The following is a 22,863-nucleotide window of genomic DNA, read 5'->3' on the forward strand; positions in this document are numbered from 1 at the left end:
GCGATCGAGCTAGCAGCTTGCATTTACAATAACAGTATCATGATACTGTTATTGTAAATGCAAGCTGCTAGCTCGATCGCCTACTTGGCCCAATCAATCTATCCAGCATTCACGTGCAAATCCACACTTATAACGGCTAAAAACCTATATAAACCTTGCACTTATAGCACAACTGCAGGACCACCATGATCAAAGGCTAAAACTCGAACCAAAAAACAGCCACCCCGATCGACTGTCAACGACTCGAAATAAATATAAATAGTCGCCGTTCAATATGCTATTTTTATATATATTTTAGTCTCGATTACCCATGATCGCTCAATTAGAACAAAATTTCAATTACAAAGTATAAATATTAAACTCAATGATTAACTCAACGATAAATGAGTAAATATATCCAAATGTGCGAACCTACCAGAGACATTACCATCATGCCACTGCTGCCGAAATATCGGGAATTGAACTCGGTTGAAAACCTATGGCAATTCATGCACCAGAACTGGCTCTCAAACCCGATCTTCAAATCATACGCAGACATCGTCGACCATTGCTGCGACGGGCGGAAACTCGAACTCCAGCCCTGGCGCATCAGGTCCATCGGCCACCGCAAATGGGCCTATGAGTTCTAATCATTGAGCGATGGAATTAGAAGGTTATTTCCGCTCTGCCTGAACTGCCCCGAAAGACGCAATCGCATGCGTAATCAATGGCAAAACCGTCATCTACCGACGACTAGCCCCAGTAGACCCGCTCTCTCACATAGGTCGGCTTAAAGCTCCTATTAGGCCAAGTTGGAGAACGTTATGGGAACATTTTCGGGTTGATTGACGGCCAAAGCGAGGAGACCAGTGGACCGGCAAAAGCACAGTGAAGCGGGTAGCCCAACGGCTGCTGCAGTTGTCGGCAAAGTGGTTATGGTCTCGGCTGTTGATTTATGATTACGAGATAGTGGATCGCACAGCCATGGTATCTGTCCCAGTCTTTTTTACGAACGGCCCTATAAGTTACTGATTAAGTGGGAGGGATATTTATAAAGAGGATAACCACTAATCTTTTTCGTTACGTCCGTTTAGTCGCTTCGCGATGTAGCTCAGTCGCGTTGCAGTGTACTTCGTCCGCTTCGCAATGGAGTTCACGGACACAAAAACAGAACAAAGCCAGCTAATCACGTAGCCCACCGCGCATAGTGCCGAGTAGCCAAACAATCGGCTTGAAAGTCCGTGCCACCCCATCTCCTGCGCCGCGAAACCCGCTAGCATCAACGCAACAATCACCAGCCAAAAAAACGCGCCAACTTTCCATGGAAGCGGAAATTTGTTCGCTTCGCGATGATCGAAAATCGAGCGATGCTTGTCTTTGCCTGAGGACATGCTGCCTTCTTCCAAAATTAAGAGAACTCGGCGGCATCTGTAAATGGGGACGCCGCAGCCGTTCTCGGGCTGTTCAGTGTAGTGGGCAAATGCTCGGAGCGGATCAGCCCGATGGCCCCGATCACTCTTTCAACTCGATAATAGTGCTGATTGGATCTGTCGCAAATTTTTGGGCTTGTGGCAAACCTGTCAATCGGCTCGCAATGTTGCCCCCTCGGCGTCCAATATTGGGTAGGACGCAATCTCGATGCCGTCAAGGTGCTCCCACAATCCCTGGCCTCAGCGTAACTTCCGCGCCATATAACTCTCGCAGATCGTTCTGGCCAGGTTGGCGATCACTCGCCTGGTGCAGCAGCTTGGAAGTATATCCGATTTCGCGCGTCCCCTCGATTAGGGTGATGTCGGCATTACCAGGATTGACGGACTGTTCAAACCAGTCGACCGGATGCTGGAAGAAACTCATTTCGAAGGCGCGATTGGTGACACCGTGGCCGACAATCACCGCATTGTCGTGGCCGTGACGCGCCTCGTGCATAATAGTCTGCAAGAACAGCCGCGTGCGCTGCGCCACATCGGCACGGCTTTCGCCATCGGGCGGCCGGGCATAGAATTTGCCGCTGTTACTGCGTAGTCTCGCCCACTTCTCGAATTCGTCGGGAAACTTCTGCTTGCGCTCCGCATGGTCATAGATTTCCGTAAAGAGGCCGAAATCTTGTTCTCGCAGGAGATAATCCTCGCGCACTTTGCCGATGCTCTCGGCAGTCAAGGCTTCAAGCAAAGCATCCTTGCTTTGGCGCGTCCGCAAGAACGGCGAGTACCATATGCGCAGCCTCGTTAGCCCTGGTTCGCTCAGTCCTGCAAGATAGGCTGCGATCACTGACCCAGCTTCGCTTGCCTGACGATATCCCCACTGCGTCAACGGGACATTGTGATCACCAAACTGACGGTAAGCCCGCTCGTCAAGATTACCCAGAGATTCGCCGTGACGAACAAGAAAAACGCGCATAAGCTATCCCACTGCAAGGGTTTTGATGCCACCGCGACCAGAAACGCGTCCCGACAGATCGGCATCTTGGTAGCCTTCGGAACCCTCCATTATCACATGAACTCTCAGCCGATAGGCTGCAGAGAGGCAAAAGACCTGCAAATTGCTATCATCGCCCATCGGATAGGAAAAACTGGCCACCGATCACCACATTCCTGGCGGTCCCGGAAAAGCAAGGCTACTCCAGAACAGGCTTAGCAGGATTATATCGTTGTGATGTTGAAAGAGGCGAGCAAACTTCATCCGTCGAGCGCTGGAGAGCGTGCGGGATTTGTCTTTTAGGCATGGCGGCTTTCAATTCAGGCGCATCGACCGCCTGACACTGAACCAAGGGGAGCCCCAGCCCTCTCAAAACTCCCTTCCCGCCCAATATTTCCTGGAAGGGATATGAAAAATAGGATATTATAATATCCTCAATAGGATATGTTATGCCGCTCTATATCAAAGACCCCGAAGTAGACCGCCTCACCGAGGAACTGATTGGCCTTACGAAAACGAGCAAGGTCGATGCGGTCAAGAATGCGCTCATACGAGAGATTGCCAATCGAAAGGCGAAGCTGCCGATCCGTGACCGACTGGCAAAATCGCTCGCAATGGCGCGAGAAGCTGGTCCCTTTGCCCCCGGCGATCACAAGCGCGAGACTGATGAAATGTGGGGCGAGGAATAATGCTTCTTATTGATGCCTCGGTGATCGTCGCCATTCTTTCGGAAGAAGATGACGCGACCTTTCTGATTGACCGCTTGGACCAGGATGGAGGACCGTTCTATGTCTCGCCAGTCGTGCGCGTCGAAGCAACGCTTTCGTTGACCCTCCGACTGGCCGAGGCCACCGGCAAGGATAAGCCTGCCACGCCGGACATGATGGACGCCGCCCGTCGCATGGTCGATCAATTTGCCGCTGATCTGGATTGCAAAGACGCTATGATTTCCGCAGACGTTGGCAATAAGGCGCTTGATGCTGCCTTACAGTTCGGGAAGATCATGAACCATCCAGCAAAGCTCAACATGGGCGATTGTTTCGCCTACGCTTGCGCAAAAGCATATAGGACGAAGATTGCCTATAAAGGCGACGATTTCGTGCATACCGATATCGGGTGGCAACATCATTGAGCGAGATACCGGAGCGGGTCAGCCTGTGAAAACAAACATCCTGATCAAAAATAGGATGACGACCGGGATCATCACGCGGTTTCGAGATGACGGTCGATCCCCCGCAACAAGTGCTCGGCGGGGACGTGATCGTTAATGCAGTGGTCCTAAAAGAGCTGCGCCGGAGCTGCCTGACATCCCATCATCGCTCAAATCTTCCGCAACCAATACGACGATTGGATCACGACATGCTGGTCCCGACAACGCTTAGTTTTTCAACGATATCCGCCGATAGTGGCCATAGCGAATAGCGCGACGCTCCTACTAGGATAAACTTCGGCAGTTGGGTAGAACAAGTGCCGAACACTGGAGTACGGCGGCCCAACTTACAGCAAGATCGGATGGCAACTAGATGACTCGCTTAAGATATGCCACAGAAGACATCCGCCATAGTTTCCGCGACCGTCCATGCGGGCAACGTCAAAAAACAGAGCCTGAAGGAATAACAATATGCGCCATTTGATCACCGCCGCCGTCACCGCCAACCTTGTTGCGTTCCCAGTTCTCGCACAAGTTGTTGAACTCGGAGTGGCGGAGGCTCGGCCCATATTTGATGAGACCAGCCAGCAAGTCAGCGTTTTTGTCCGGTTGGACCGCGAGGGGGCGCAGGCTTTCGCTAAGTTCACGCGTGATCACTTGCAGAAGCCGATCAACATTTTGATCGATGGCAAGGTGAGCGCCACGCCCATGATCCGGGAGCCGATCGTCGGCGGCTCGTTCCCCATAAGTGGGCTTACGAGTGCAAAAGTCGCCGACGCTCTATCTGCTCGGTTGGTAAGCGGGCAGTCGGTCCTCACGGTCGCTCCAGCGAATTAGATCCAACCTACGCAGCGAGCGCGCCCGTCGACAGTAGAATGAGATCGTGGTAATGGCCGCAATGAACCAAAGGCAGCCTTGGCGGAAATGCGCCTGGACGTCACGCGGTTGGTGGTGGATGATCAGCCCCGCGATCTTCCCGATGAAGAAGATCATTAAAAAATGCAGTGCACCGCTACCACAGCTCGCCGCAGGACGAACCTGACCACCTTACCATCCTGGAGACAAGGCTCACGATCCAGTCGAGCACAACAAGCCACAATCATGCGCTGATAGGAGTTTGAACATTCGCTAAGCGTATATCAAGCAGTGGCCTGTGATAGCGAGAAAGACGACGGCACGCCTTTTCCACCAAACCGCTCCTCCCCTCGATGGTCAAACCGCCTCCCCCATGGTGGTCATGTCATCGACTGCGGCACACATTCCATGCCGCATCCATGATTACATACTGGCGCAACACGGCTGAAACCCTGCAAAAATTGGCTGCATCGAGGCCACGGACGCTTGAACGACACTGCGCGTCCGCTTGTGCGCAGTTTCGCGCTCAGCGCTGTCCAATCGCGTGCCTTCAGAGATCTCTGTGCCGAGTACATCAGCTCCTTCAACTCGTTTGCATATTTATGCCCACGACGGCAGCAAAAAGGCATCATAACCTTAACAGGCCGGGGAATCGAAAACTTGCAGAAGTTACTCGCCGATGTCCGCACTTAGGACGGAGGTGTTCGGCAGTTTCTTATCAACGAGCAATGTGATCCGGAAAAAATCGAACGCATCATCGTTGATGAGCCAAAATCGTGAGGTCCGCGGCATAGACCGGATGGTTGCGTTTTCCTGCCTTATGACCATTGGGTGTTACATCTGACCTGAAGCCCAATCTGGAAATGGAAGCTCTATTTCCTCGCGATTTTTCTTTGCACCGTCGATGAGAACGGTTTTAAACTGCTCTGCATCTTGTAAGGGGAGCATCCCTACCCCTTTTCGAATACCTTCCTGCCACGCTGGTCCGCGCTCCCACGCTTCGTTGTAAACGAGTGCAAGGTCGGAAGACCGCCTCGTCTGCTGCACGGCCCTGAAAAGTAGTGCAGCTTGGCGAACGTCTTTCTCTCGCTTGACCAGCCCTTGGCCATCAGTGTGGCGGCGGCTGGCAACTATGAGCTTGTGAATGGCGTAACGGCATGGGTCAGGAACGACGACTGAGACGCCGCTCCGGTGCAGCAGCATTGTCCTGACGGGGTCTCGAATGAGAAAGTCAAGAAAACGTAAGGGATCTGCGCTCGCACCACCGAGAGCTGGCATCTTAGCTGGTTGATCAATATAGTCGTCAGAACCACGATTTGATGTCAGAAATTCAACTCGGTAGCCATCGGCATTTTGAAAAGCTGACGAGGAGGCGGCTCCAGATCGATGAGGAACGGGTCGAAAGCTAGCGTCGACGCTTTGAAGTAACTCAACAATCGGAGGCAAGCTGTCTTCAACCTCGCGACTGATGGCATAGTCCTGAGCAATATCAGCATCGCCGGTGAGGATCGCAGCCATCGGAAGACGGACGCCGAGCAATCCTGAATAACACTGAAAAGCTACAGTGCCAATGAGAACACCCCGGAGCCGGAAAAGGCCGCCATCGGCGAGCGCCTCAACGATGTCGCCCGAAATGGCATCAGGAGCGATCATTCCACCTTCGCGAGTCAGCGTGTTGACCATGCGCCTGCGGGCTCGTAAATCGTCTTTATCCCTTTTATGTTCAGCCACACGCTGCGCTATATCAAGGTCGTCAGCAGGACCAACATAACGACGTTTCGTCCCACCATGCCCATCGGGTATATCGAAATACCAGTATTTGCGACCCTTTACGTTCACAGGAGTAAACCTACCTTCGGGGGGAAAGTCGGCTGTCCAGGCAGCATCCAACGAACGTTGACCTAACTCGGCAAGCATTGTCTGATATATGAGATCAATGGATTTCATACGCGAAACCTGACGTTATACTTTTTTACAAAAACAGTATAACCTCCCAAAAAGCACATAACAAGCAGGGCCAGAAACCGAACTTCTGACAAAACATAAGGGCCGCGCCGTCATGTCCAAATCAGACTGGCTCCATGCCCGAAACATACTCTGATTAAATCGACAGCACCAAGTCCGACAAGGTGATGCTTTGAGGCTCCTTGCGGCCCCCAAACCGGCTCAATAGGCGGATCTGCACTCGATGTCCCGCAAATCCAGCTCTTTCACTGAAGCGCAAAGCACTGGTATTCACCGTATGGATGTTTTACGCGCAACAGACCGATATCTATGAAATGGCCCGTTTATGGCAATCCTGTTCAAGACGACAATTTCCGAAGACAAAGCATTTTCCAGGATCGAGCACCTGCTAAATTCTGGCATTGAGTATGACGGCTATTTCAGTGTCGCGGACGATACCGGCGAGACGCCGCTGCCGTGGGGACCCTCAATGAGTGCCGAAGAGTTCCTCGCCAAAGTCAGAGAAATGCTGGAGGTGACCTGGAAAGCAGCACGCTTCTGGGTCGTCTATGACCGTCGCGGGGATCGTGCAGATCCTGATGCCATCGTGATGCGCAACGCGGCGTTTCGCATTACCCGTGGATACAACGGTGTCATCATCGCCTCGTTCAGTCTTCTGGGCAGACAGGACAGTTCGCAAGACCTTGAACTAGTCTTCGTCTGTTTTCGGGAGGACTTTCAGCGCCGGAATTTTAGAATACGCTTTGAGAACAAGCCAATTACCCCTGTTTGATGATCAGGACATCAATCCGGTCGGCGGCCATCTGCGCAGGTAATTGAGATCATGCGCGGCAGGGGGCCATAGCTCAACCTCGCAATTTTACTCTTCAGATAACTCTCATCGGACTGAATTCGCGTCACGCCACCCAGATGGTCTGCGGCAATGGTTGGTACCGCCCGCTTGAATGCCACATAAATTGACGCTATATTGCGTCAATAATAACGTCAGCCGCAGAGGATGTGATATGGCTCTGGCACAATATGCGGATAATGGCTGGTTTGCGCCCAACAAAATCGCTGAAGTTCTTCATACCACAAGTGAGGACATCGCGCGGAGTGCTGGCCTGGGCAAAGACGCCGTCCAGCGCAAAGAGCGGATCAAATCCGACAAGACCCAAAGGCGCCTTCGTGAAATGATCGAAGTCGTCAACAAGGTTGAGCCCCGCTTCGGATCTGCGCTCATGGCCTATGCCTGGTATCGCTCAGAACCGCTTTCAGGCTTTTCCGGCCATACCGCAATGCAACTCGTCCGGAACGGCCGGGCTGACGACGTCCTCGACTATATCGATGCCATCGATGCTGGCGTCCATGCCTGACCGCGCCAATGCACTACAAAGGCAAGCTCTACCGAGCGCTTAATCCACTCTATGCTCGCGAGCCGCTTTCTGGACGAGGCGCAGAACTTTATGGCGGCCGATTCAATCCAAAAGGTATGCCAGCACTTTACACGTCACTGACAATCATGACGGCGCTCAAAGAGGCAAACCAGGCGGGGAACCTGCAACCAGCCACGCTCGTATCCTATGACGCGGACTTTGCGCCATTGTTTGATACGCGTGATGAGAGCCTTCTCGAAAAACATCAGATCACACCTCAAGCGCTCAGCAACACGACCTGGCGAGACGAGATGAAGGTGCGAGGCGAAGCGCCCACGCAGCAGCTTGCCCGAGACCTGAAAAACGAGGGTTTTCACGGTCTGATCGTCAGAAGCTTCGCTCCCGGCACGACCGACGCCGATCTCAATATCGTGCTGTGGACATGGGGAACATCGAACCCACATCGTCTGTCGTTGATTGACGACGAGCAAAGATTATCGAAATAGCCCGAGCCCCTTTTCAGACATCCTTGAGAACGTCTCAATTGTCACGTGGCAATAATTTTTACAGTTAGCCAGACCCGTCCAAAATCGGGCAAAACCGTTATTCGAACGTAATCCAAGAAACCCCCTCAACAAGTGTGCCCCCATGAGCGCATGTATCACCCAACCGGGCAATCTTCTTCCCCTGAATGCTACCGACCGAAGAGCCGCTTGTAATTTTGTCCGAAGTGGTTGGCACGCCGCTGCACAGCAGGCTATCGCCAACGGTAGCTATGGGTACGCCATCGACTGTGACAAACGTTTGTTGTGTCGAGATAACTGGACCCCCTATGTGTGGTTTTGGGCCGGGGTCAACCTTCGGGCAGACGTGCATATGGCCTTTGAGAACGACAGGACTGGACATTACAAAGTTCCTAACAGCCTATTTTGGTGGCATTTTCCACTTTGACGATTCCGAATTGGCGCGCTCTTCCGGTGTAGTTGGCACCATGCCCGCCTTCTGCGGTGTCCAATCAGGATCGTTTATCCAGTAACGGAGTGGTAGTTCCTTCTTCACATCGCCGAGCTCATAAATTCGACGGGGATATATAAGATCACCATAGCTAATTTCATTCTCAGAGCTGCTCAGAGTGACCTCTAGCAAATATGTTCTACTCTCATCCGCAGATCTATGCGTTGGGTCAAATGAGAGAATAAAGCTTTCCTGCTTGGGAGCGAGGCCGTAATCCCTGAGACTCATTTGCAGGCTGCTTCCACTTGGCGACTGCATTTCTGCAAATAGATTCTTCCCGGTGGAATCAAAATCCTCTGATTTTGATGGAATCTTTATCCTCAAAGTTGGCTGCCAACCTTTTCCCTCAAGAGTGACAATCAGATTTGCGATATAGTCGTGCATTTCGTTCAAGGGACGAGGCTGATCAAAAGGTCGGAACGCAAGTCCGTCTATACGACCAGCTCTTTGAGTAATTTGCAAAGTACGCCCAGGGGGCAGCTCAAAGCTCTGCGCTCCTTCAATGAAACGCAAGGTGATCCAATTGTCATCGAAAAAGATGGGCATCCAATCGGTAAGATAATCGACGTCTATCACATATCCTTGCTGTTCTCGCGGACCCATTGATAAATTATTGCGAGTTATGAAATCCTTTACCGTCATCTGCATTCCCACCTCAATTTGTCGGGGTGCGCCTTCAGATGGATCGTTCGGTTTGGACATCAGATAGCCTCCAGCAAAAATTACGACAACGAAAAGTAGTGATAGTATTTTCTTCATTTCTTTCCGTTACCAAGTCCAGCCCTGCTGTGATGAAAGCCGCTCCATTAGGGCTTTATAATACCCAACTCGATGATCACGGTTTGAGATCGAGCCTTCAAATGGTACTACATTCGGGTCGCCACAAGTCGTTGAGACGGGGATGTCGTAGAAGTTGGTTCCTGTAAAGAATTTCTTCACAGCACTGCCCTTCTCCATCATTGAAAAAGTTCCTCGGTAACGCTCATATACGGGTTGCACGACCTCTCGCTGCTCGTATTCAGCCATGCGGTCTGATGCACCTTTAAGATCCCCTTTCTCTAGGGCTTCGAAAGACTTTTTCAGTCCGTCGGGAACTGTCTTTCCTTCCGCCGCGTAGCATTTCTTCATATCTTCATAACCGTGCCGAGCCCTATAAGCCGCCTTTGGATATATATCTCCAAAAATACTGTTGTTTGCGTCCCCTAGCGCTTGATACATGTTGTACCAGGGGTCGAGACCAGTCGGATTCATAAAATCATACTTGGGATCAATGCCAGTGATCACGTCCGGGTCAAGACTTCGAGTTAGCTTCATCGCACATCCGCCTTGAGCAGAAACAACAGAAGCTAGCTTGATCCAACGATTATTAGGGTCTTGGGTCGCCAACTTTCCATAGGCAGCAGTAATTGCTTTGTTTCTTTCGATAGGGTCTCTGATGTCCGTGATCCGCTTTGTTTCCTTTTCGATCTCTTCTATCTTCTTTTTGCAATCTGCCGCGATGCAGGTCTCACAAGTCTCCGAGACATTGCCCGGTGCTGCACCATTCTCAGCACCCGCTTCCGCATTCTTCATTTCGCTTGCAGAGGGATGAGCATTATCTTCAGACGCCATGCTACGCTGCCTCTGCTCGTTCGATCATATATCTCATCATTTGATGGACGCGCTCATCTGCGGACACTGCCGTATCGCGCCGCGCCTTGAAATCTACTGCAAACTGGCTTTGCACTAATCGACCATCATGGAGCATCTGCAGGTAACACCACTTTCTGAATGCTGACTCCCCTGTCACTCCTGACGTCTGTGCCTCGCGGAGCCAAGTCTCTACATCCATTTTCAACCTTGCCTCGGAAACGCGCTGAATATGCGCCGGGGCGTATTCGCCGAGGTAATTGATCGTGCGCCGGGTCAGCCACTCGAAGCGGACACGCGCCATATTGCGTAGCTCGATGCGACCAATCCTCAAGGGTCCATTGTGAGCAAATGGCATTTCATCATGCCTCTGTACCCGCATTGGCTTGGGGCTCCAATCCTCCTCAGGCGTAAACAAGAACGCCTCGGCTGGGCCAAGCAAACGTGAAAGCCCATTCCAGTCGAGCGCAGAGGAAATCTGCGCCATTACATTCGCGTCAGCATGTCGAAACGTAACGATCTCGAAGCCGCTCTCTGGAATGTCGATATCACGGCCTATATAGGCTGGCCTGGGATACAGAACCTTGTTGATACTGCGAAGATGCCGGTAGAGGACATCGGCGCCCGCATGACATAGCCAGAAGACGGCCGCCGGGCGGTCGGCCAGAAGATCAAAAATCTTATCGAGGACACGTTCATCGATCTGGCTCTCAACATCACGAACGTCGTCTTTTTGATCCGAGGTTCGATTGAGCCACACAAGCTGCGGAGCGGTTCTAAGCTGATCGGCTGGGCCAGTCCCCCTGTCAAGATAGAGCGAACGATGAATGAAATTTCTATCGAACAGAGCCATGGGCAGGTCGTCGAATTGCGCACCATCAAGGACGGCAAAAATATTGCGATTGGCTTGGAGTAGCACGGCTTTCAGCTGTCTGTTGTCTGTCATATTAACCCCTCACAAACGGCGTGGACGATTTAGCCATCTCACGCAGACACGAAGCGCCTTCCCCCGGACCGCCCTTCTTGAAGTTGATCTGATTACCCTCGATGTCGATCTTCAAACCATGGATTCGAATGCCAGTGCTGTTGAGCTCGATGTAACCGCCCTTGGTGGAGAGGAGGATGGTGTCATCACCAAACATCTCCCAGACCTTTGCTTCACCGTGGTACTTTTCCTCGGAGACGAGGTTGTAGAGCTTACCAACGTTGACGGTAATCTTTTCACCAACACGGGTGTACTGACCTTTTCCAACTTCGACATATTGCTCGTTGCCAATCGTGAGGTTCTGCTGTTTTCCAACCTGTCGGACTTCGGTCTGGCCGATGTTGGTCACCTTGCTGACGCCGATCTGCTCGGCCTTGGCAACACCCACGGATGTCGACTGAAACGCACCGATGATGGTATTCATAATGCCAGGCAGAGGGAAAAGGCCTGACGCATCGGTGCCGACACCCGTGCCTGATCCGGCGAGTGCTGTGCCAGCATCGGCTCTTGGGCTTGGCCCTGACACAACACCCTCACGCGATGACATGCCGCCAGCGCCAAGGAAGCCAAGAGCGGATGAGGCCAATGTCGTTGCAAAGGCTGCGACGCCCGGCCCACCGCCGCCAGCGATCTGTGCTGCCTGACTGAGCAGTCCTGCCGTCTGGCCCGACAGCGCCTGCACCCCCGCCATCGCCATCATCGCCATCGGACCTGTGCCACCAACAACCGTGTTCACCGATCCGCCTATTTCGTGTTTCTGGTTGCCGGAGACTTCGACCGCGCGATTGCCACCAACCGATGCCACCTCGTGGCGGTCGATGCGCTTGGTGCGGTCGTTCAACACGCGTGTCGTTTGGTCCTTCTGCGCATGGAAGAACTGATTTTCCTTGCCTGCCTCATCTTCGAAGGTGATTTCGTTGAAGCCTTCGCCCTTGTGCGTGTTTGACCGAAGAACCATGCGGGTCTTGTTTGCGGGCAAATCGTAAGGCACCGAATTTTTCGGGTTGTTGACCACGCCGGTGACGAGCGGCTTGTCGGGATCACCGTCGACGAATGCAACCATCACCTCCATGCCGATACGTGGGATCACCTGCGCACCCCATGTACCTCCGCCCCATGCCTGACTGACACGCACCCAGCACGTATCAGTCCCATCCTTCTTCGCCTTACGGTCCCATGGGAACCACAGCTTGATGCGGCCATATTGATCCGGGTGGATTTCTTCGCCTTCCGGCCCTGCAACGATGGCAACCTGCGTGCCTTCGATGCGTGGACGCTTGGTGGTTCGATGCGGGGTTAAAGGCACGCGTGACGGGATCGCCTCGAACTGGTTGCGGTATTCCGGCTCGTTGCTGTTGGTCTCATAGGAGCGGTCAACAATGGTATGGCTTGCATTGATGATCACATGCTCTTCATACTCATGCTCGGGATGCGCCACCTCGTATGGGGTGAAGCGGCGACCGGCTTCGAGGATGCGGGATGTCGATCCGCCGAAGACGCGGTCGTGGTCTGCTTCGGTGGCTTGGGTTCTGAGCTTTTGCGCCCGCTCTGCTTCGGCTACCGTCTTGATGCGGGAAGGATATTCGTAAAGCTCGCGCTTGGTCGCATCCGGCATCTGCACCAGTGATGGCGTCATTGAGCCCGGCACCATGGAGGGGGTTTCGAAATTCCAGTCAGCCCCAGCACGCTGGCCCGGCACGTAGGAAAAACGTCGTGCCCAGTCATTAATGTGGTTGCGATCCGAGGAACCTTGTGCCAGTCTCACCTTGCCTTCGCCTTGAGCGGAGGGTGATGGGCCCAGCCAGCCATTGGCGCTATCGGCCACATGCAGCTTGTGAGAACCGTCCTCATGGCTGAACCAGTAGAACAGACCGTCCTCTTCAAACCGGCGTAAGAGATAATCGAGGTCCGGCTCGTTAAACTGAACGCTGTAGTGTTGAGCAGGCGGAGGGGTGATGATGCCGGACGTATCGGGTGCCGGAATGCCGTGTTCGGAAAACAGCGTCTCGGCGATATCGACCGTCGTCTTGTCCATCCAGATGCGGCAGTCGGAACGGCGCGATAGCAGCCACATCTGCGGGCGGATGGTCATGGCGTAGGAGCGCAAGCCACGGGTGATCGGTGGGCCTTCATGCAGTTCCGTTACCAGACCGTTGAACGGACGGCGGATGCCGCTGCCCTCTTCGTCATCGCCCTGACTGACTTCCACCGAGACATCGACCAGTCGCCCGATAAGCTCTTCCGGCTTGACCGCCTCCTTCTTTGCGCGGACGCTCAGGCGGATTTCGAAGAGTTGGGAGACGCCCTCATTGACCACCATGCGTTCCGGCAGAAGCTGGTCTTCGCCGAGCGGCGACTTGACCTTGAGGACGCGGCTCGCCTGAATGAAGTCAGACGATGAGGGCTGGTCGGTCATGGAGAACCTCTGATGTCGATCGGATAAAGTATCAATCAGCTGTCAAAATCTGAACGTAATGCAATCAATCATTGTGGCGAAAACATGGAATTGTCCGCTATTATGCAACCAAATGGATTATAGATGCTGCTATGATTTGCCGCTCTCGCGCTTTGGATGAATACTTCCGCTACGTAAGTTCATCGCGGCAGAAGGCATGAACTGGTGGAGATGATGAATAGCGCAGCCTACAGATCAAACAGCGTTAGACTGAGTGTCGCGTCTGCATGGTCTTGGCGTCATCTTCCACGGCTTGAATTCCCGTCCTTAGCGGGTCTGGGAACATATCGTGTGGGGTTATGTGCTATAGCGGATTGGAGAACTCGGCTATGAACGCTGGGTAAGGCGTGAATAACCTCCGCTAGCGAAACAATCCAAGAGTCGGTCTGGCGAAGCGCCGTCGATCTTTAATGGGGCCGGAATCGCAAATATTATCTAAACGTTCGTTATCTTCGGTCCAAGTCTGTTAAAATTCTAGATGGGCCTATCCGGATAGCTTGCACAAGGTGTTTGAAAATGCGTTTCATTATTCATGGTGTGGGTGCCATCGGCGGCACGATTGCGGTCTCGCTTGCTTCGGCAGGTCAGAAGGTCATCGGGATCGCGCGCGGCGAGCAGCTAAAGGCGATCAAAGCGAAGGGGTTGACATTGCGCACTCCCAGGGGAACCGAGACCTGTCACTTCGAATGCGTGGAATCGCCGAACGCGATCGCGCTTCTTCCTGACGATGTGGTGCTGGTCTGTACGAAGACCCAACACATGGGTGCAGTGATCGAGCAACTCGCAGCGGCTGGTCTTCAGGACCAGTCGATCTTCTGCTTCCAGAACGGTGTTGAGAACGAACGCACCGCTTTGCGGCATTTTGCCAATGTACATGGCGTGAGCGTCATACTGCCGGCCGACTTTGTCACGCCCGGCGAGATCCTCGCCTTCGGATCACCTCACTCCGGCTATTTCTATCTTGGCCGGTATCCGCAAGGTTGCGACAGTGTCGATGAAGCCGTCGCGCAGGCGCTCACGGCGTCGGGCCTGCCAGCCTTTGTGGTTCCGGACGTGATGAAGAACAAGTATGGAAAGCTGCTCTTAAACCTTCACAACATCGTTGAGGCCGCATGCGCCAACCAGGGAGATATCGCGCCAGTCGTCGACCTTCTCCGCGCAGAGGCAGAGGTCGTATTCGCCGCTTCGGGCGTGCAATGGCAGAGCGTCGGTAAGACTGATCCCAACCGTGGAAGGCTGATGAAGATGGCATCGATCGCAGGTTTCAGCCGTGCGGGGAGCTCCTCCATGCAAAGCCTTGCCCGCTCCACGGGATCTATCGAGACCGATTATCTCAACGGTGAAATCGTTCTACTGGGGCGGCTGCATGGTGTCCCCACACCTGCCAATACCTGGTTCTGCGAACTCGCTGCCCGCATGGTACGAGAAAAACTGCGGCCCGGAACGATTCCGCTAGACAAGGTTAAGCAGGCGCTGGCTCTCGCTTAGAGTATCGGACGTGATAAACATCCGTGTGCAGCCGGTTGTCGAGGGCACTCAATGACAGGAGGAGCAAGAGCGGCTTCATTATGTGATCGAACGGACCTGTTCCGTCGGCTGCTACTAGTGCAAGATGCGTCCAAAATATCGTAATATATGAAACAACTCCTCCAGCCTTGAAAACTAAAAAGAATTTTCGTCGCGAAACTCGCTCTCGAAAGTCAAAGTTTCGCGACAGACATTTGCGACAGATTTAAGCTGCGAGTGACATGCCCTCGGCCTTACGCTCAACGAGCGCCCAAATGTGGCCGAACGGATCGAAGATCGAGGCCACGCGGCGGCCTATTACGTCAGTCTGGATTTCGTCTCGGATCACAGCTCCGGCTGAAAGGGCGCGCTGCATTACACCTTCAATGTTGCCAACCTTGAGCTGGAAAATCGTGCTGACCGCCCCTGGTTCTTTCGGAAAGAAAGGGCCACCGTAGGATGGAGACTTTTCGCGGTTGGGATTAGAGCCGGCGACCCACACAGGCAGATTCCCGAACCGCATTTCGACAGCCGCCAGAGCGCCATCGATGTCACTAGTGTTCTCTTCCTGCGCACCAAAGGCAGCGGCATAGAAATTAGCGGCCTCTCTCTCTCGACCATGTTCAACAAACAAAGAAAGTTCGACGATGATTTCTGCGGACATCTTGGCTCCTCGGTCTATCTGAATCACCTCTCCACCATACCGCAAAATTTGTCGAACCACTGGCATCGGACGCGCGCCCGCCAAATTCAGGATTCACAAACCATTTCGCCGAGGGCAATGACTGCTTCGGGCCAACTGCGGACGACGATATCGCACCGTCCCGCCCTGGAAAAAGCACGGAAAGAGCTTGGCCTTACGCTGCCGGATAGAGAAACTCCGGCAATGTAACTTAGTTCGGCAACAGGATGCCGAAGTTGCAGGAAGCTCTTCAACGACACATGACCGTAGCAGGTGTACCGGGCGATGGTCTGTCTCCGCCTTGAGGTCCTCGTAATGCAGAGGATTTTTGAAAGTGTCGTGCACCGGGCCACTACGGTTTGACGGACGACCCACCTCAAGAGCGTTGCCATCCTAACCACGATCATGCGCCGATAGGGTATTTAACAGCCGCTGAGGAAATCTCAGGGCACGGCCGGTGATCGCGCGATCGCTGGGGGCAACCTTTTCCATCAAACCGACTTGCTCATGGCAGTCAAACCCCCTCGCCCATGGCGGCAATGTCATCGGCTGCGGCACACGGTGCATGCCGCACCTACGATTACATACTGGCGCTACATGGCTGAAACCCTGCAAAAATCGGCTGCATGGAGGCGACCAGCTGCCGCTTGGGCGACACTGCGCGTCCGCTCGTCTTTAGTTTCGCGCTCAGCGCCGTCCCATCGCGTGCCTTCAGAGATCTCTGTGCCGAGTACATCAGCTCCTTCAACTCGTTCAAAGAGACGCCATCGGCACGCATGACAGAAAGGATCAGTGGATCCCCAAACAGTTCATCGAGTGTCATCTCGTTTGTCATAACGTTCATCACAATCTCCTTTCGCAGTCAAAGTTCTTGGAAAAACCGGCAATTCTTGACAAAGCCGAAGCTGGGTGTTACCGGTCAGCAACAATGCGATAGTTACCGACCAGTAACATCCCTGTCAACCGCACAAGAGGATAAAAATTCAATCTCATGAGAGTCGAGAAGTCTGAGTGTTTGGCTGACCCGAAAATCCCACCGCGGGACCGTATTGTTTCGACAGCCTGCCAGCTGTTTCGTGAACATGGCATTCGTGGCATAGGCGTCGATGCGATCGCAGAAGCGGCCTCCACCAACAAAATGACGCTATACCGGCATTTCGGCTCGAAGGACGATCTGGTGTGTGAGGTTCTCAAGCACAGCTCCCAGACACTCGACAAAGCCTGGGAAGATCTCGAGGCAGGAAGTCCAGGCGATCCCAGAGGCCAGCTCGCAGCTTGGGTGAAAGCACGTGCACACTGTCTTTCCAGCGAACCTTATGGATGTGATTTGGCCAATGCTGCCGTCGAGTTGAAGGAACACGGTCATCCGGCGCACGCGGTCATCGAAACGCTGAAGATGCAGCAGCACGCTCGCCTGACGGATCTTTGTCGCTCGACCGGTGTCAGCGATCCGGAGCTTCTGGCTGATACGCTTTCCATGCTGTTGGAGGGGGCGCGCGTCAGTAAGCTTGCAACAGGCGACGAAGGCCCCTCGATGCGTTTTACCAGAGCATGTGAGGCAACGATGACCTCCTTCGGTCTCAATCCGACTGTTTCTTCGTGAGTATCAGCTTAAAGTAAACGTCAGCCTTTAATCGCTGCTGCGAGCGATAAGGCGTTTGCCTTCGTCTGTAAGGACGAGGCGGGGAAAGCCGTTCGTGGCGATCTCCCTGACGAAGGCTTCTTTTTCAAGGTTGGCAACGGTTGAGGTAGAAATGCGCTTGTCGCCAACCAGCCAGCCACGCCCAAGACGGCGCTGGTGGCGATACTGATGGATCGCCGACAATGTCCCCACCGCGGTCTTCGAAAGCTGCTTTCCATCAGATGTCATTTTGACAGCTCCTATCAACGTTCTCACTATGTTCATGTGAGGACAGAGGACTGCGCTTTCAAGGCGCGGCCGCTCATTCAGATTTAATTAAATATGTTCGCAAATACTGGTCAGCAGGGATGATCGAAACGGGCGTGGACAAGTTGAGTAACCGATAGCCATTGGAGCATCCCATGTCCGCGCGTACTGTTCTCGTTGTAGAAGACGATCTTCTGATCAGATTGATGTTGGTTGAGGCGCTTCAGGACGATGGTTATGCTGTCGTTGAGGCTGGAAACGTTCTTGAAGCGGTCGCGGCGATCGGACGCAATCCTTCCTTTGACGCGCTGGTCACCGACGTCGATATGCCAGGATACCTTACGGGCCTCGATCTTGCGGCTATGGTTGCCAGCGTATCTGCGCGAACGCAGATTATTGTCGTTTCTGGTCGCGATGTCAGCGAATCCGTCGAAATTGGCTGGGCCTTCATGCCAAAGCCATACAGCCTGGATCAGCTCCTAAACCTGCTCGATGAAGCCAATGGCGTGACACCCCAAGCACCTGAGATGGCGCAGGCAGTCTAAGTGCGACGGCAAACCTATGACAGCAGTTCTCGGCATTGATGCAGCATGGACGTTGACAGAACCAAGTGGCATCGCTCTGGTTGAACGCGACGGTGTCAATTGGCGACTTGTTCGGGTTGCAGCATCTTATCAGGCCTTCCTCTTTGACGATCACTGGCAAGGCATAAGACATCGCGGGTCGACGCCCGATCCACTGGCTCTCCTTTCAAAGGCGGCGGAACTCACCACGACGCCTGTCAGCATTGTTGCAATCGACATGCCATTATCGAACAAGCCGATCACTGGTCGACGCGTTTCCGATAACGCGATTTCTTCATATTATGGATCACGACATGCTGGCACGCACACGCCAAACCAAACCCGACCAGGCAAGCTCAGTGATGATTTGACCCTGGGTTTTGCGCAAGCAGGCTATCCGCTTCTGACATCTGGAGGATCTTTCCCGGCTCTCATCGAAGTTTATCCGCACCCGGCTCTGATCGAACTGGCGAATGCGGAGCGAAGGCTTCCCTACAAGCACGCGAAATCCCGTAAATACTGGCCCGAGGAGAGCCTTGCAGATCGTCGCCACAAGCTTCTGAGCGTCTGGGCAGACATCGTCAGCTTGCTAGACAGTCGCATTGAAGGCGTTTCTTCAGCTCTGCCCCTACCCGACCCGTCGTCGCGAGGCTTTGAATTGAAAGCGTTCGAGGACTGCCTGGATGCGGTTGTGTGTGCCTGGGTCGGCACCTGTGTTCTGGATGGAAACGCCAAGGCCTACGGCGACGAGACGTCGGCGATCTGGGTCCCAACCGCTGTAACTTAGCCGAAGAGGTTGATCTTGGAGCCAGGGTTGGCGCATCCCATATGTCGTCGACAGATGCCTATCAAGATAATTGGCCAGTGCATGGAAAGTGAGGACATCGAATGGCTTACAAGCCAAAGCCGGGAGAGGTTTGCTTGTTCGAAAATGAAAAAGCCGGGCATGACACCGCCCCTGATCACCGCGGATATTTCATCGCAGACCGTGACATTAAGGCCGGAGAGAAGATCGAGTTCTCGCTGTGGGCCGGACGAGCAAACAGTCCACGATCATTCGGTGGCCGACTGACGGCGCAAAAGGGGTCGCCTGAGCCTGCACCTGTTGATCTGTTCGGAAATCCGATAGACCGGTCTAACGACAGAAAATAGTTGCCACTCATCATGCATCTGTCACTCGTGCGCCTCTACCGTGGAAAGCGGCACAGCGGCCCGTGTCTATCACGCAAAGAAGGGTGTCTCCCTGACGACTTTCTTGCACCTCCGTTGCGGATTTTGATCAGCGTTCTATGTTCCAACCGGGCTGGTACAATCTCCTTACTAGGGAAGAAGTGTCATTTGAGCGGCTTCTGTTCCGACGGATAGGACCATCATATTTCGACAAAAACGACCGAGCGGTCGGCGGTTTCCAAAAGCGTGTCAGCAACAGTGCCGTAGGAAAGGTCAGTACCTGCCCTTCTGTTGACCCCCAGGATAATCAGATTAAAGCGCCCTCTTCTGGCGTGCTTTAAGATAGCAAGCTCGGGCGATCCCTCTTGCGACGTAACCTTCTCCACTGGCAGTCCGTAGAAAGTTGCAATCTGGTCGAGTTGCTCGAACGCCGATTGTTGAGCGCCACTCGTATCGCTCACTCGTGAAAGAGACGCTGCCTGTGCAGGATCCTTGAAATACACAACGGCGATCGACGCACCGGTAGCTTTGGCGATGACAAATGCGAACTCTGCCGCGTTCAGCGAACGCTCTGTCCCGCCAACGGGCACAAGTATGCGCAACTGAGCATCTGACTTTGGAAGATGTCCACGAGCCGATACGATTGCCGTCGTCCCACTGAAAGCATCCACCATTGCTGTATGCCGTCTACCGTACCCACCGCCCGCACCCGCGCTTGACTCAACGCCGACAAACATCATGTCATGGCCCTTGTCCGCGGTCTCGGCGAGGATATCTTCTAGCTCCCCGTCCTTAAGTCTGATCGTGACGTGTACCTCGCCGTCGGGCGCGGCTTGTTTTACGCTGTCCATCTTTAGGACTGTATCGGCGGTGCTCTGCACGCGCTCACTGACCTCTTTCGCGCGAGTGTCCGGCAGACGTCTGGATAGATCTTCAGCGTCGCCATCGGTGTCTTCATCGACGATATCCAAGACAGTAATCGGCATTTTCCGCACGGCAGCAAAATGCCCAGCGATACGGGCAGCAAGATCGCTGCTGGCCGAGTGGTCGACCGCAAGCAGGATCCGCTCGAAACTCGACAAGAAGCTCTTTTCCTCAAGGGATTCGAGCCGGAGTCGATCCCTTTCCTCCTCCCGCATCGGTAGCCGTGCTAGCGCCCACCGCAAAGTGGGTGGCATAGCCATCGTTGTCACCACTGCCATGGCAACGATCACGGAAAACAAACGCTCGTCAAGTACGCCGACCGATAAGCCTATCGAGGCTACGATAACCTCTGTTGATCCCCGGGCATTCATTCCGCAACCAAGCGCAATAGCTTCGGAATTGGAAAACCCGCCCATCTTGGCCCCGGCAAAGGCGCCGCCAAACTTTCCAAGGCTAGCGATCAGGATCAGTCCTACCGCCAGTAACAATATAGATGGGTCAGCCAAAAGGCCGAGATCAGTATTCAGACCCGTCAGGCCAAAGAAGACCGGCATGAACAGCGCGGTCGTCAACGCGCGTAGCTGCCCTTCGATCTGGCGTGTCAGGATTGGGGATTGGCCGACTAGTATGCCCGCGACGAACGCACCTAAGACAGTGTGAACGCCAATCAAATTGGTGATTATCGCCATCCCACCCATGATGGCGATAATCGCACTCAACACTGGCAGGTCACTCTTGAAGGTATCGTTGACCCATCGAATGATCTCAAAGACGATACGCCGCCCAATCGTGAAGCTGAAGGCCATGAATGCAATCGTGCCTATGACACTCTTTGCGAGGATTGCGACATCAACAGCGCCACTCGTGGCCAGGCTGAACGTCAAAGCGATAATAACCCATCCTATCGTGTCATCGATAATCGCGGAGGCAACAATCAGCTGACCGACATTGCGGCGCATGAAGTCCATCTCGCGCACGACAGACGCGACAATCTTCACTGAAGAGATCGACAGCGCGGTTCCCAGGAAGAGCGACGTGACCAATCGCGTGTCGGGATCAGGCAACATACTTGCGGGGATGAGCTCCCCCAAAGCAAAACCGAGTGCAAAAGGCACCACGATCCCAGAGAGCGAGACTCCCGCTGCGGCACGACGCAATCGCAACGCCAGACCGAGGTCCGTTTCCATACCTGCGAGCAGGAGTAAGAACAAAATGCCAAGTTGGGCAACGGCGTCCGCCATTGCTTTTTGCGCCTCGCCGGCTGGGAACAGCGTCGACTGGGCTTCGGGAAACACAAGGCCGAATACCGAAGGACCCAGCAAGATACCGCCGATAATCTGGCCCATGATCGACGGCTGTCCAATGCGCACCATAGCCTCGCCGAGTAATCTCCCGACAACCACAAGTACAATGATCTGGATTAGGAATAAGGCCTCTGAGGGACCAGATGATTTTCCATCGGCGGCAAAGGCGGCGCCGCACGTCACTAACATGCCAACTGTCGGCAAGGCCAAAAGGCTAAGCCGGACAGAATTCACTTTGATTTTCATTCGATGGAAGCCCCGTGCATTTCTGGCAATAAAACGGGCCAGCCAATCCAATGTTCCGTAGAGAAGACTAAACGCAGCTACGGCCTTTTAGGGTCAAGCTGCCTATTTGCTCCGCAACAAAGTCGCTTCCGATGACTGAGTTGAACCAGATCGCGAACCGCCATCAAAGCCGCGCATCTGAAAAACTTCTTTTCTTCTCAAGCCAGAGCCCAGAGCGGTTTACCATGTCGAACTGGGCAGAGCCGGTCGTGAGCGTGCCTCATCCGTTCAGACGATACGGCAGACCGCTGCGCCAGCTCAGAACGGCTGGCCACCTTCAATATTCGCTTTTAATAAATCAATTTGGTTTATTGGTTTCGCGAATTTCGGAGCAAGGTTCGTGGGATCATTCTATCTGTTGGTTTTGGCCGCAACTACGTTGTGCGGGCTGCGTTGGAACGCGATGTTCTCCTATCTGCTTGCGCTTGGCTGCACAATTATTATCACCCTGGTACTTGCGTGTACGCGATTTTCTGAGGAAACGATGTGGTATGCGCAAATTGGCGTGCTCCTCAGCCACTCATTGTTGGTTGGCTTGAAGAAGTATCTCGACAGACCGGCGTTGAATACACAGCCTTCCAGACGCCGGGCAGCAGGAGAGGACAGGCGGGAAAGCTTCTTCACCACGTTTGGTGTTTGAACCGGGCCGTCGTTCCGTCTGAATGGTATGCGCCGTCTACGCCCCATTGATTTTACAATTCCGGCTAGGGGCAGAGCTACCAGCGGTCCGGATGTGAGC

25 protein-coding genes and 1 pseudogene are annotated in these 22,863 nt (G+C 53.7%); 14 read left to right on the forward strand and 12 right to left on the reverse strand.

Going from position 1 to position 22,863, the window contains the following annotated elements:
- Positions 1-401: 401 nt before the first annotated feature.
- Entirely contained in the window at positions 402-629 is a 228-nt protein-coding gene (locus CFBP5473_RS14360; protein WP_136954378.1) for a hypothetical protein, read from the forward strand.
- A 417-nt stretch (positions 630-1,046) separates the two neighbouring features.
- On the opposite strand, the gene CFBP5473_RS14365 is transcribed toward CFBP5473_RS14360, so the two are convergent.
- Both CFBP5473_RS14365 and CFBP5473_RS14370 read right to left on the reverse strand, forming a co-directional pair.
- Positions 1,047-1,370, reverse strand: coding sequence for a hypothetical protein (locus CFBP5473_RS14365; RefSeq protein WP_027677297.1), 324 nt, complete (start codon positions 1,368-1,370; stop codon positions 1,047-1,049).
- Between the two features lie 253 nt (positions 1,371-1,623).
- Positions 1,624-2,376 (reverse strand): histidine phosphatase family protein, encoded by a 753-nt coding sequence (locus tag CFBP5473_RS14370; protein WP_027677296.1) that lies wholly within the window; start codon positions 2,374-2,376, stop codon positions 1,624-1,626.
- Positions 2,377-2,843: 467 nt separating this feature from the next.
- On the opposite strand from CFBP5473_RS14370, the gene CFBP5473_RS14375 reads away from it, so the two are divergent.
- From CFBP5473_RS14375 to CFBP5473_RS25695, 4 genes and pseudogenes are all read left to right on the forward strand, one after another.
- A complete protein-coding gene (locus CFBP5473_RS14375; RefSeq protein WP_027677295.1) occupies positions 2,844-3,083 on the forward strand; it encodes a type II toxin-antitoxin system VapB family antitoxin in 240 nt (79 codons plus the stop codon).
- Complete coding sequence (locus CFBP5473_RS14380) at positions 3,083-3,526, forward strand: type II toxin-antitoxin system VapC family toxin (protein WP_027677294.1); 444 nt, start codon at positions 3,083-3,085, stop codon at positions 3,524-3,526. Before CFBP5473_RS14375 ends, CFBP5473_RS14380 begins: the two co-directional genes overlap by 1 nt.
- A gap of 489 nt (positions 3,527-4,015) precedes the next feature.
- Complete coding sequence (locus CFBP5473_RS14385) at positions 4,016-4,381, forward strand: SecDF P1 head subdomain-containing protein (RefSeq protein ID WP_027677293.1); 366 nt, start codon at positions 4,016-4,018, stop codon at positions 4,379-4,381.
- 616 nt (positions 4,382-4,997) lie between these two features.
- Positions 4,998-5,179, forward strand: a pseudogene (locus CFBP5473_RS25695) (hypothetical protein); the annotation flags it as partial.
- Positions 5,180-5,233: 54 nt separating this feature from the next.
- On the opposite strand, the gene CFBP5473_RS14390 reads toward CFBP5473_RS25695, so the two are convergent.
- Entirely contained in the window at positions 5,234-6,346 is a 1,113-nt protein-coding gene (locus CFBP5473_RS14390; protein ID WP_027677292.1) for a nucleotidyltransferase family protein, read from the reverse strand.
- A gap of 343 nt (positions 6,347-6,689) precedes the next feature.
- On the opposite strand from CFBP5473_RS14390, the gene CFBP5473_RS14395 reads away from it, so the two are divergent.
- The 3 genes from CFBP5473_RS14395 to CFBP5473_RS14405 all read left to right on the forward strand — a co-directional run bounded on the left by CFBP5473_RS14395 (position 6,690) and on the right by CFBP5473_RS14405 (position 8,225).
- Entirely contained in the window at positions 6,690-7,136 is a 447-nt protein-coding gene (locus tag CFBP5473_RS14395; protein WP_027677291.1) for a hypothetical protein, read from the forward strand.
- A gap of 232 nt (positions 7,137-7,368) precedes the next feature.
- Positions 7,369-7,719, forward strand: coding sequence for an MbcA/ParS/Xre antitoxin family protein (locus CFBP5473_RS14400; protein ID WP_136954379.1), 351 nt, complete (start codon positions 7,369-7,371; stop codon positions 7,717-7,719).
- Between the two features lie 8 nt (positions 7,720-7,727).
- A complete protein-coding gene (locus CFBP5473_RS14405; RefSeq protein WP_027677321.1) occupies positions 7,728-8,225 on the forward strand; it encodes an RES family NAD+ phosphorylase in 498 nt (165 codons plus the stop codon).
- 97 nt (positions 8,226-8,322) lie between these two features.
- On the opposite strand, the gene CFBP5473_RS14410 is transcribed toward CFBP5473_RS14405, so the two are convergent.
- The 5 genes from CFBP5473_RS14410 to tssI all read right to left on the reverse strand — a co-directional run bounded on the left by CFBP5473_RS14410 (position 8,323) and on the right by tssI (position 13,763).
- Positions 8,323-8,625 carry a PAAR domain-containing protein gene (locus CFBP5473_RS14410; RefSeq protein WP_084631872.1) on the reverse strand — a complete coding sequence of 101 codons (303 nt, stop codon included), beginning with the start codon at positions 8,623-8,625 and terminating at the stop codon, positions 8,323-8,325.
- Between the two features lie 18 nt (positions 8,626-8,643).
- On the reverse strand, positions 8,644-9,435 hold the full coding sequence (locus CFBP5473_RS14415) for a hypothetical protein (protein WP_136954380.1): 792 nt from the start codon (positions 9,433-9,435) through the stop codon (positions 8,644-8,646).
- A gap of 66 nt (positions 9,436-9,501) precedes the next feature.
- Positions 9,502-10,344, reverse strand: coding sequence for a DUF2515 family protein (locus tag CFBP5473_RS14420; RefSeq protein WP_037172001.1), 843 nt, complete (start codon positions 10,342-10,344; stop codon positions 9,502-9,504).
- Between the two features lies 1 nt (position 10,345).
- Positions 10,346-11,308 (reverse strand): DUF4123 domain-containing protein, encoded by a 963-nt coding sequence (locus tag CFBP5473_RS14425; protein ID WP_027677324.1) that lies wholly within the window; start codon positions 11,306-11,308, stop codon positions 10,346-10,348.
- A gap of 1 nt (position 11,309) precedes the next feature.
- Complete coding sequence (gene tssI, locus CFBP5473_RS14430; RefSeq protein WP_136954381.1) at positions 11,310-13,763, reverse strand: type VI secretion system tip protein TssI/VgrG; 2,454 nt, start codon at positions 13,761-13,763, stop codon at positions 11,310-11,312.
- A 555-nt stretch (positions 13,764-14,318) separates the two neighbouring features.
- Here tssI and CFBP5473_RS14435 point away from each other — a divergent pair.
- The gene (locus CFBP5473_RS14435; RefSeq protein WP_027677269.1) at positions 14,319-15,290 is read left to right on the forward strand and encodes a ketopantoate reductase family protein; all 972 of its coding nucleotides are present in this window, start codon (positions 14,319-14,321) and stop codon (positions 15,288-15,290) included.
- A 244-nt stretch (positions 15,291-15,534) separates the two neighbouring features.
- Here CFBP5473_RS14435 and CFBP5473_RS14440 read toward each other — a convergent pair whose 3' ends face one another.
- Positions 15,535-15,972 (reverse strand): VOC family protein, encoded by a 438-nt coding sequence (locus CFBP5473_RS14440; protein WP_027677268.1) that lies wholly within the window; start codon positions 15,970-15,972, stop codon positions 15,535-15,537.
- A gap of 598 nt (positions 15,973-16,570) precedes the next feature.
- The gene (locus CFBP5473_RS14445) at positions 16,571-16,834 is read right to left on the reverse strand and encodes a hypothetical protein (RefSeq protein WP_027677267.1); all 264 of its coding nucleotides are present in this window, start codon (positions 16,832-16,834) and stop codon (positions 16,571-16,573) included.
- A 147-nt stretch (positions 16,835-16,981) separates the two neighbouring features.
- On the opposite strand from CFBP5473_RS14445, the gene CFBP5473_RS14450 reads away from it, so the two are divergent.
- On the forward strand, positions 16,982-17,593 hold the full coding sequence (locus CFBP5473_RS14450; protein WP_027677266.1) for a TetR/AcrR family transcriptional regulator: 612 nt from the start codon (positions 16,982-16,984) through the stop codon (positions 17,591-17,593).
- 27 nt (positions 17,594-17,620) lie between these two features.
- On the opposite strand, the gene CFBP5473_RS14455 is transcribed toward CFBP5473_RS14450, so the two are convergent.
- A complete protein-coding gene (locus tag CFBP5473_RS14455; RefSeq protein ID WP_037171932.1) occupies positions 17,621-17,860 on the reverse strand; it encodes a hypothetical protein in 240 nt (79 codons plus the stop codon).
- A 173-nt stretch (positions 17,861-18,033) separates the two neighbouring features.
- Between CFBP5473_RS14455 and CFBP5473_RS14460 the strand changes: the two genes are divergently transcribed.
- The 3 genes from CFBP5473_RS14460 (at position 18,034) to CFBP5473_RS14470 (ending at position 19,593) form a co-directional block, all read left to right on the forward strand.
- Entirely contained in the window at positions 18,034-18,423 is a 390-nt protein-coding gene (locus CFBP5473_RS14460; protein WP_027677265.1) for a response regulator, read from the forward strand.
- A gap of 16 nt (positions 18,424-18,439) precedes the next feature.
- Positions 18,440-19,228 (forward strand): DUF429 domain-containing protein, encoded by a 789-nt coding sequence (locus CFBP5473_RS14465; RefSeq protein WP_027677264.1) that lies wholly within the window; start codon positions 18,440-18,442, stop codon positions 19,226-19,228.
- A gap of 101 nt (positions 19,229-19,329) precedes the next feature.
- A complete protein-coding gene (locus tag CFBP5473_RS14470) occupies positions 19,330-19,593 on the forward strand; it encodes a hypothetical protein (RefSeq protein ID WP_027677263.1) in 264 nt (87 codons plus the stop codon).
- 218 nt (positions 19,594-19,811) lie between these two features.
- Here CFBP5473_RS14470 and CFBP5473_RS14475 read toward each other — a convergent pair whose 3' ends face one another.
- On the reverse strand, positions 19,812-22,085 hold the full coding sequence (locus CFBP5473_RS14475; RefSeq protein ID WP_027677262.1) for a cation:proton antiporter domain-containing protein: 2,274 nt from the start codon (positions 22,083-22,085) through the stop codon (positions 19,812-19,814).
- A gap of 379 nt (positions 22,086-22,464) precedes the next feature.
- Here CFBP5473_RS14475 and CFBP5473_RS14480 point away from each other — a divergent pair, with 379 nt between their 5' ends.
- Positions 22,465-22,764: a hypothetical protein gene (locus tag CFBP5473_RS14480; protein ID WP_027677261.1), complete on the forward strand. Its 300-nt coding sequence runs from the start codon at positions 22,465-22,467 to the stop codon at positions 22,762-22,764.
- The last annotated feature ends 99 nt before the right edge of the window (positions 22,765-22,863 follow it).

The sequence above is a fragment of the Agrobacterium larrymoorei genome (genome assembly GCF_005145045.1).
Lineage (GTDB): Bacteria > Pseudomonadota > Alphaproteobacteria > Rhizobiales > Rhizobiaceae > Agrobacterium > Agrobacterium larrymoorei.

Excerpts from the sequence above, each read along its gene's own strand:
- CFBP5473_RS14410 (WP_084631872.1), bottom strand. The coding sequence starts at position 8,625 with ATGTCCAGTCCTGTCGTTCTCAAAGGCCATATGCACGTCTGCCCGAAG.
- CFBP5473_RS14405 (WP_027677321.1), top strand. The coding sequence starts at position 7,728 with ATGCACTACAAAGGCAAGCTCTACCGAGCGCTTAATCCACTCTATGCT.
- tssI (WP_136954381.1), bottom strand. The coding sequence starts at position 13,763 with ATGACCGACCAGCCCTCATCGTCTGACTTCATTCAGGCGAGCCGCGTC.
- CFBP5473_RS14380 (WP_027677294.1), top strand. The coding sequence starts at position 3,083 with ATGCTTCTTATTGATGCCTCGGTGATCGTCGCCATTCTTTCGGAAGAA.
- CFBP5473_RS14385 (WP_027677293.1), top strand. The coding sequence starts at position 4,016 with ATGCGCCATTTGATCACCGCCGCCGTCACCGCCAACCTTGTTGCGTTC.
- CFBP5473_RS14415 (WP_136954380.1), bottom strand. The coding sequence starts at position 9,435 with ATGTCCAAACCGAACGATCCATCTGAAGGCGCACCCCGACAAATTGAG.
- CFBP5473_RS14360 (WP_136954378.1), top strand. The coding sequence starts at position 402 with ATGTGCGAACCTACCAGAGACATTACCATCATGCCACTGCTGCCGAAA.
- CFBP5473_RS14435 (WP_027677269.1), top strand. The coding sequence starts at position 14,319 with ATGCGTTTCATTATTCATGGTGTGGGTGCCATCGGCGGCACGATTGCG.
- CFBP5473_RS14460 (WP_027677265.1), top strand. The coding sequence starts at position 18,034 with ATGTCCGCGCGTACTGTTCTCGTTGTAGAAGACGATCTTCTGATCAGA.
- CFBP5473_RS14465 (WP_027677264.1), top strand. The coding sequence starts at position 18,440 with ATGACAGCAGTTCTCGGCATTGATGCAGCATGGACGTTGACAGAACCA.
- CFBP5473_RS14370 (WP_027677296.1), bottom strand. The coding sequence starts at position 2,376 with ATGCGCGTTTTTCTTGTTCGTCACGGCGAATCTCTGGGTAATCTTGAC.
- CFBP5473_RS14470 (WP_027677263.1), top strand. The coding sequence starts at position 19,330 with ATGGCTTACAAGCCAAAGCCGGGAGAGGTTTGCTTGTTCGAAAATGAA.
- CFBP5473_RS14365 (WP_027677297.1), bottom strand. The coding sequence starts at position 1,370 with ATGTCCTCAGGCAAAGACAAGCATCGCTCGATTTTCGATCATCGCGAA.
- CFBP5473_RS14455 (WP_037171932.1), bottom strand. The coding sequence starts at position 17,860 with ATGACATCTGATGGAAAGCAGCTTTCGAAGACCGCGGTGGGGACATTG.
- CFBP5473_RS14440 (WP_027677268.1), bottom strand. The coding sequence starts at position 15,972 with ATGTCCGCAGAAATCATCGTCGAACTTTCTTTGTTTGTTGAACATGGT.
- CFBP5473_RS14395 (WP_027677291.1), top strand. The coding sequence starts at position 6,690 with ATGGCAATCCTGTTCAAGACGACAATTTCCGAAGACAAAGCATTTTCC.
- CFBP5473_RS14450 (WP_027677266.1), top strand. The coding sequence starts at position 16,982 with ATGAGAGTCGAGAAGTCTGAGTGTTTGGCTGACCCGAAAATCCCACCG.
- CFBP5473_RS14425 (WP_027677324.1), bottom strand. The coding sequence starts at position 11,308 with ATGACAGACAACAGACAGCTGAAAGCCGTGCTACTCCAAGCCAATCGC.
- CFBP5473_RS14445 (WP_027677267.1), bottom strand. The coding sequence starts at position 16,834 with ATGAACGTTATGACAAACGAGATGACACTCGATGAACTGTTTGGGGAT.
- CFBP5473_RS14400 (WP_136954379.1), top strand. The coding sequence starts at position 7,369 with ATGGCTCTGGCACAATATGCGGATAATGGCTGGTTTGCGCCCAACAAA.
- CFBP5473_RS14475 (WP_027677262.1), bottom strand. The coding sequence starts at position 22,085 with ATGAAAATCAAAGTGAATTCTGTCCGGCTTAGCCTTTTGGCCTTGCCG.
- CFBP5473_RS14420 (WP_037172001.1), bottom strand. The coding sequence starts at position 10,344 with ATGGCGTCTGAAGATAATGCTCATCCCTCTGCAAGCGAAATGAAGAAT.
- CFBP5473_RS14375 (WP_027677295.1), top strand. The coding sequence starts at position 2,844 with ATGCCGCTCTATATCAAAGACCCCGAAGTAGACCGCCTCACCGAGGAA.
- CFBP5473_RS14390 (WP_027677292.1), bottom strand. The coding sequence starts at position 6,346 with ATGAAATCCATTGATCTCATATATCAGACAATGCTTGCCGAGTTAGGT.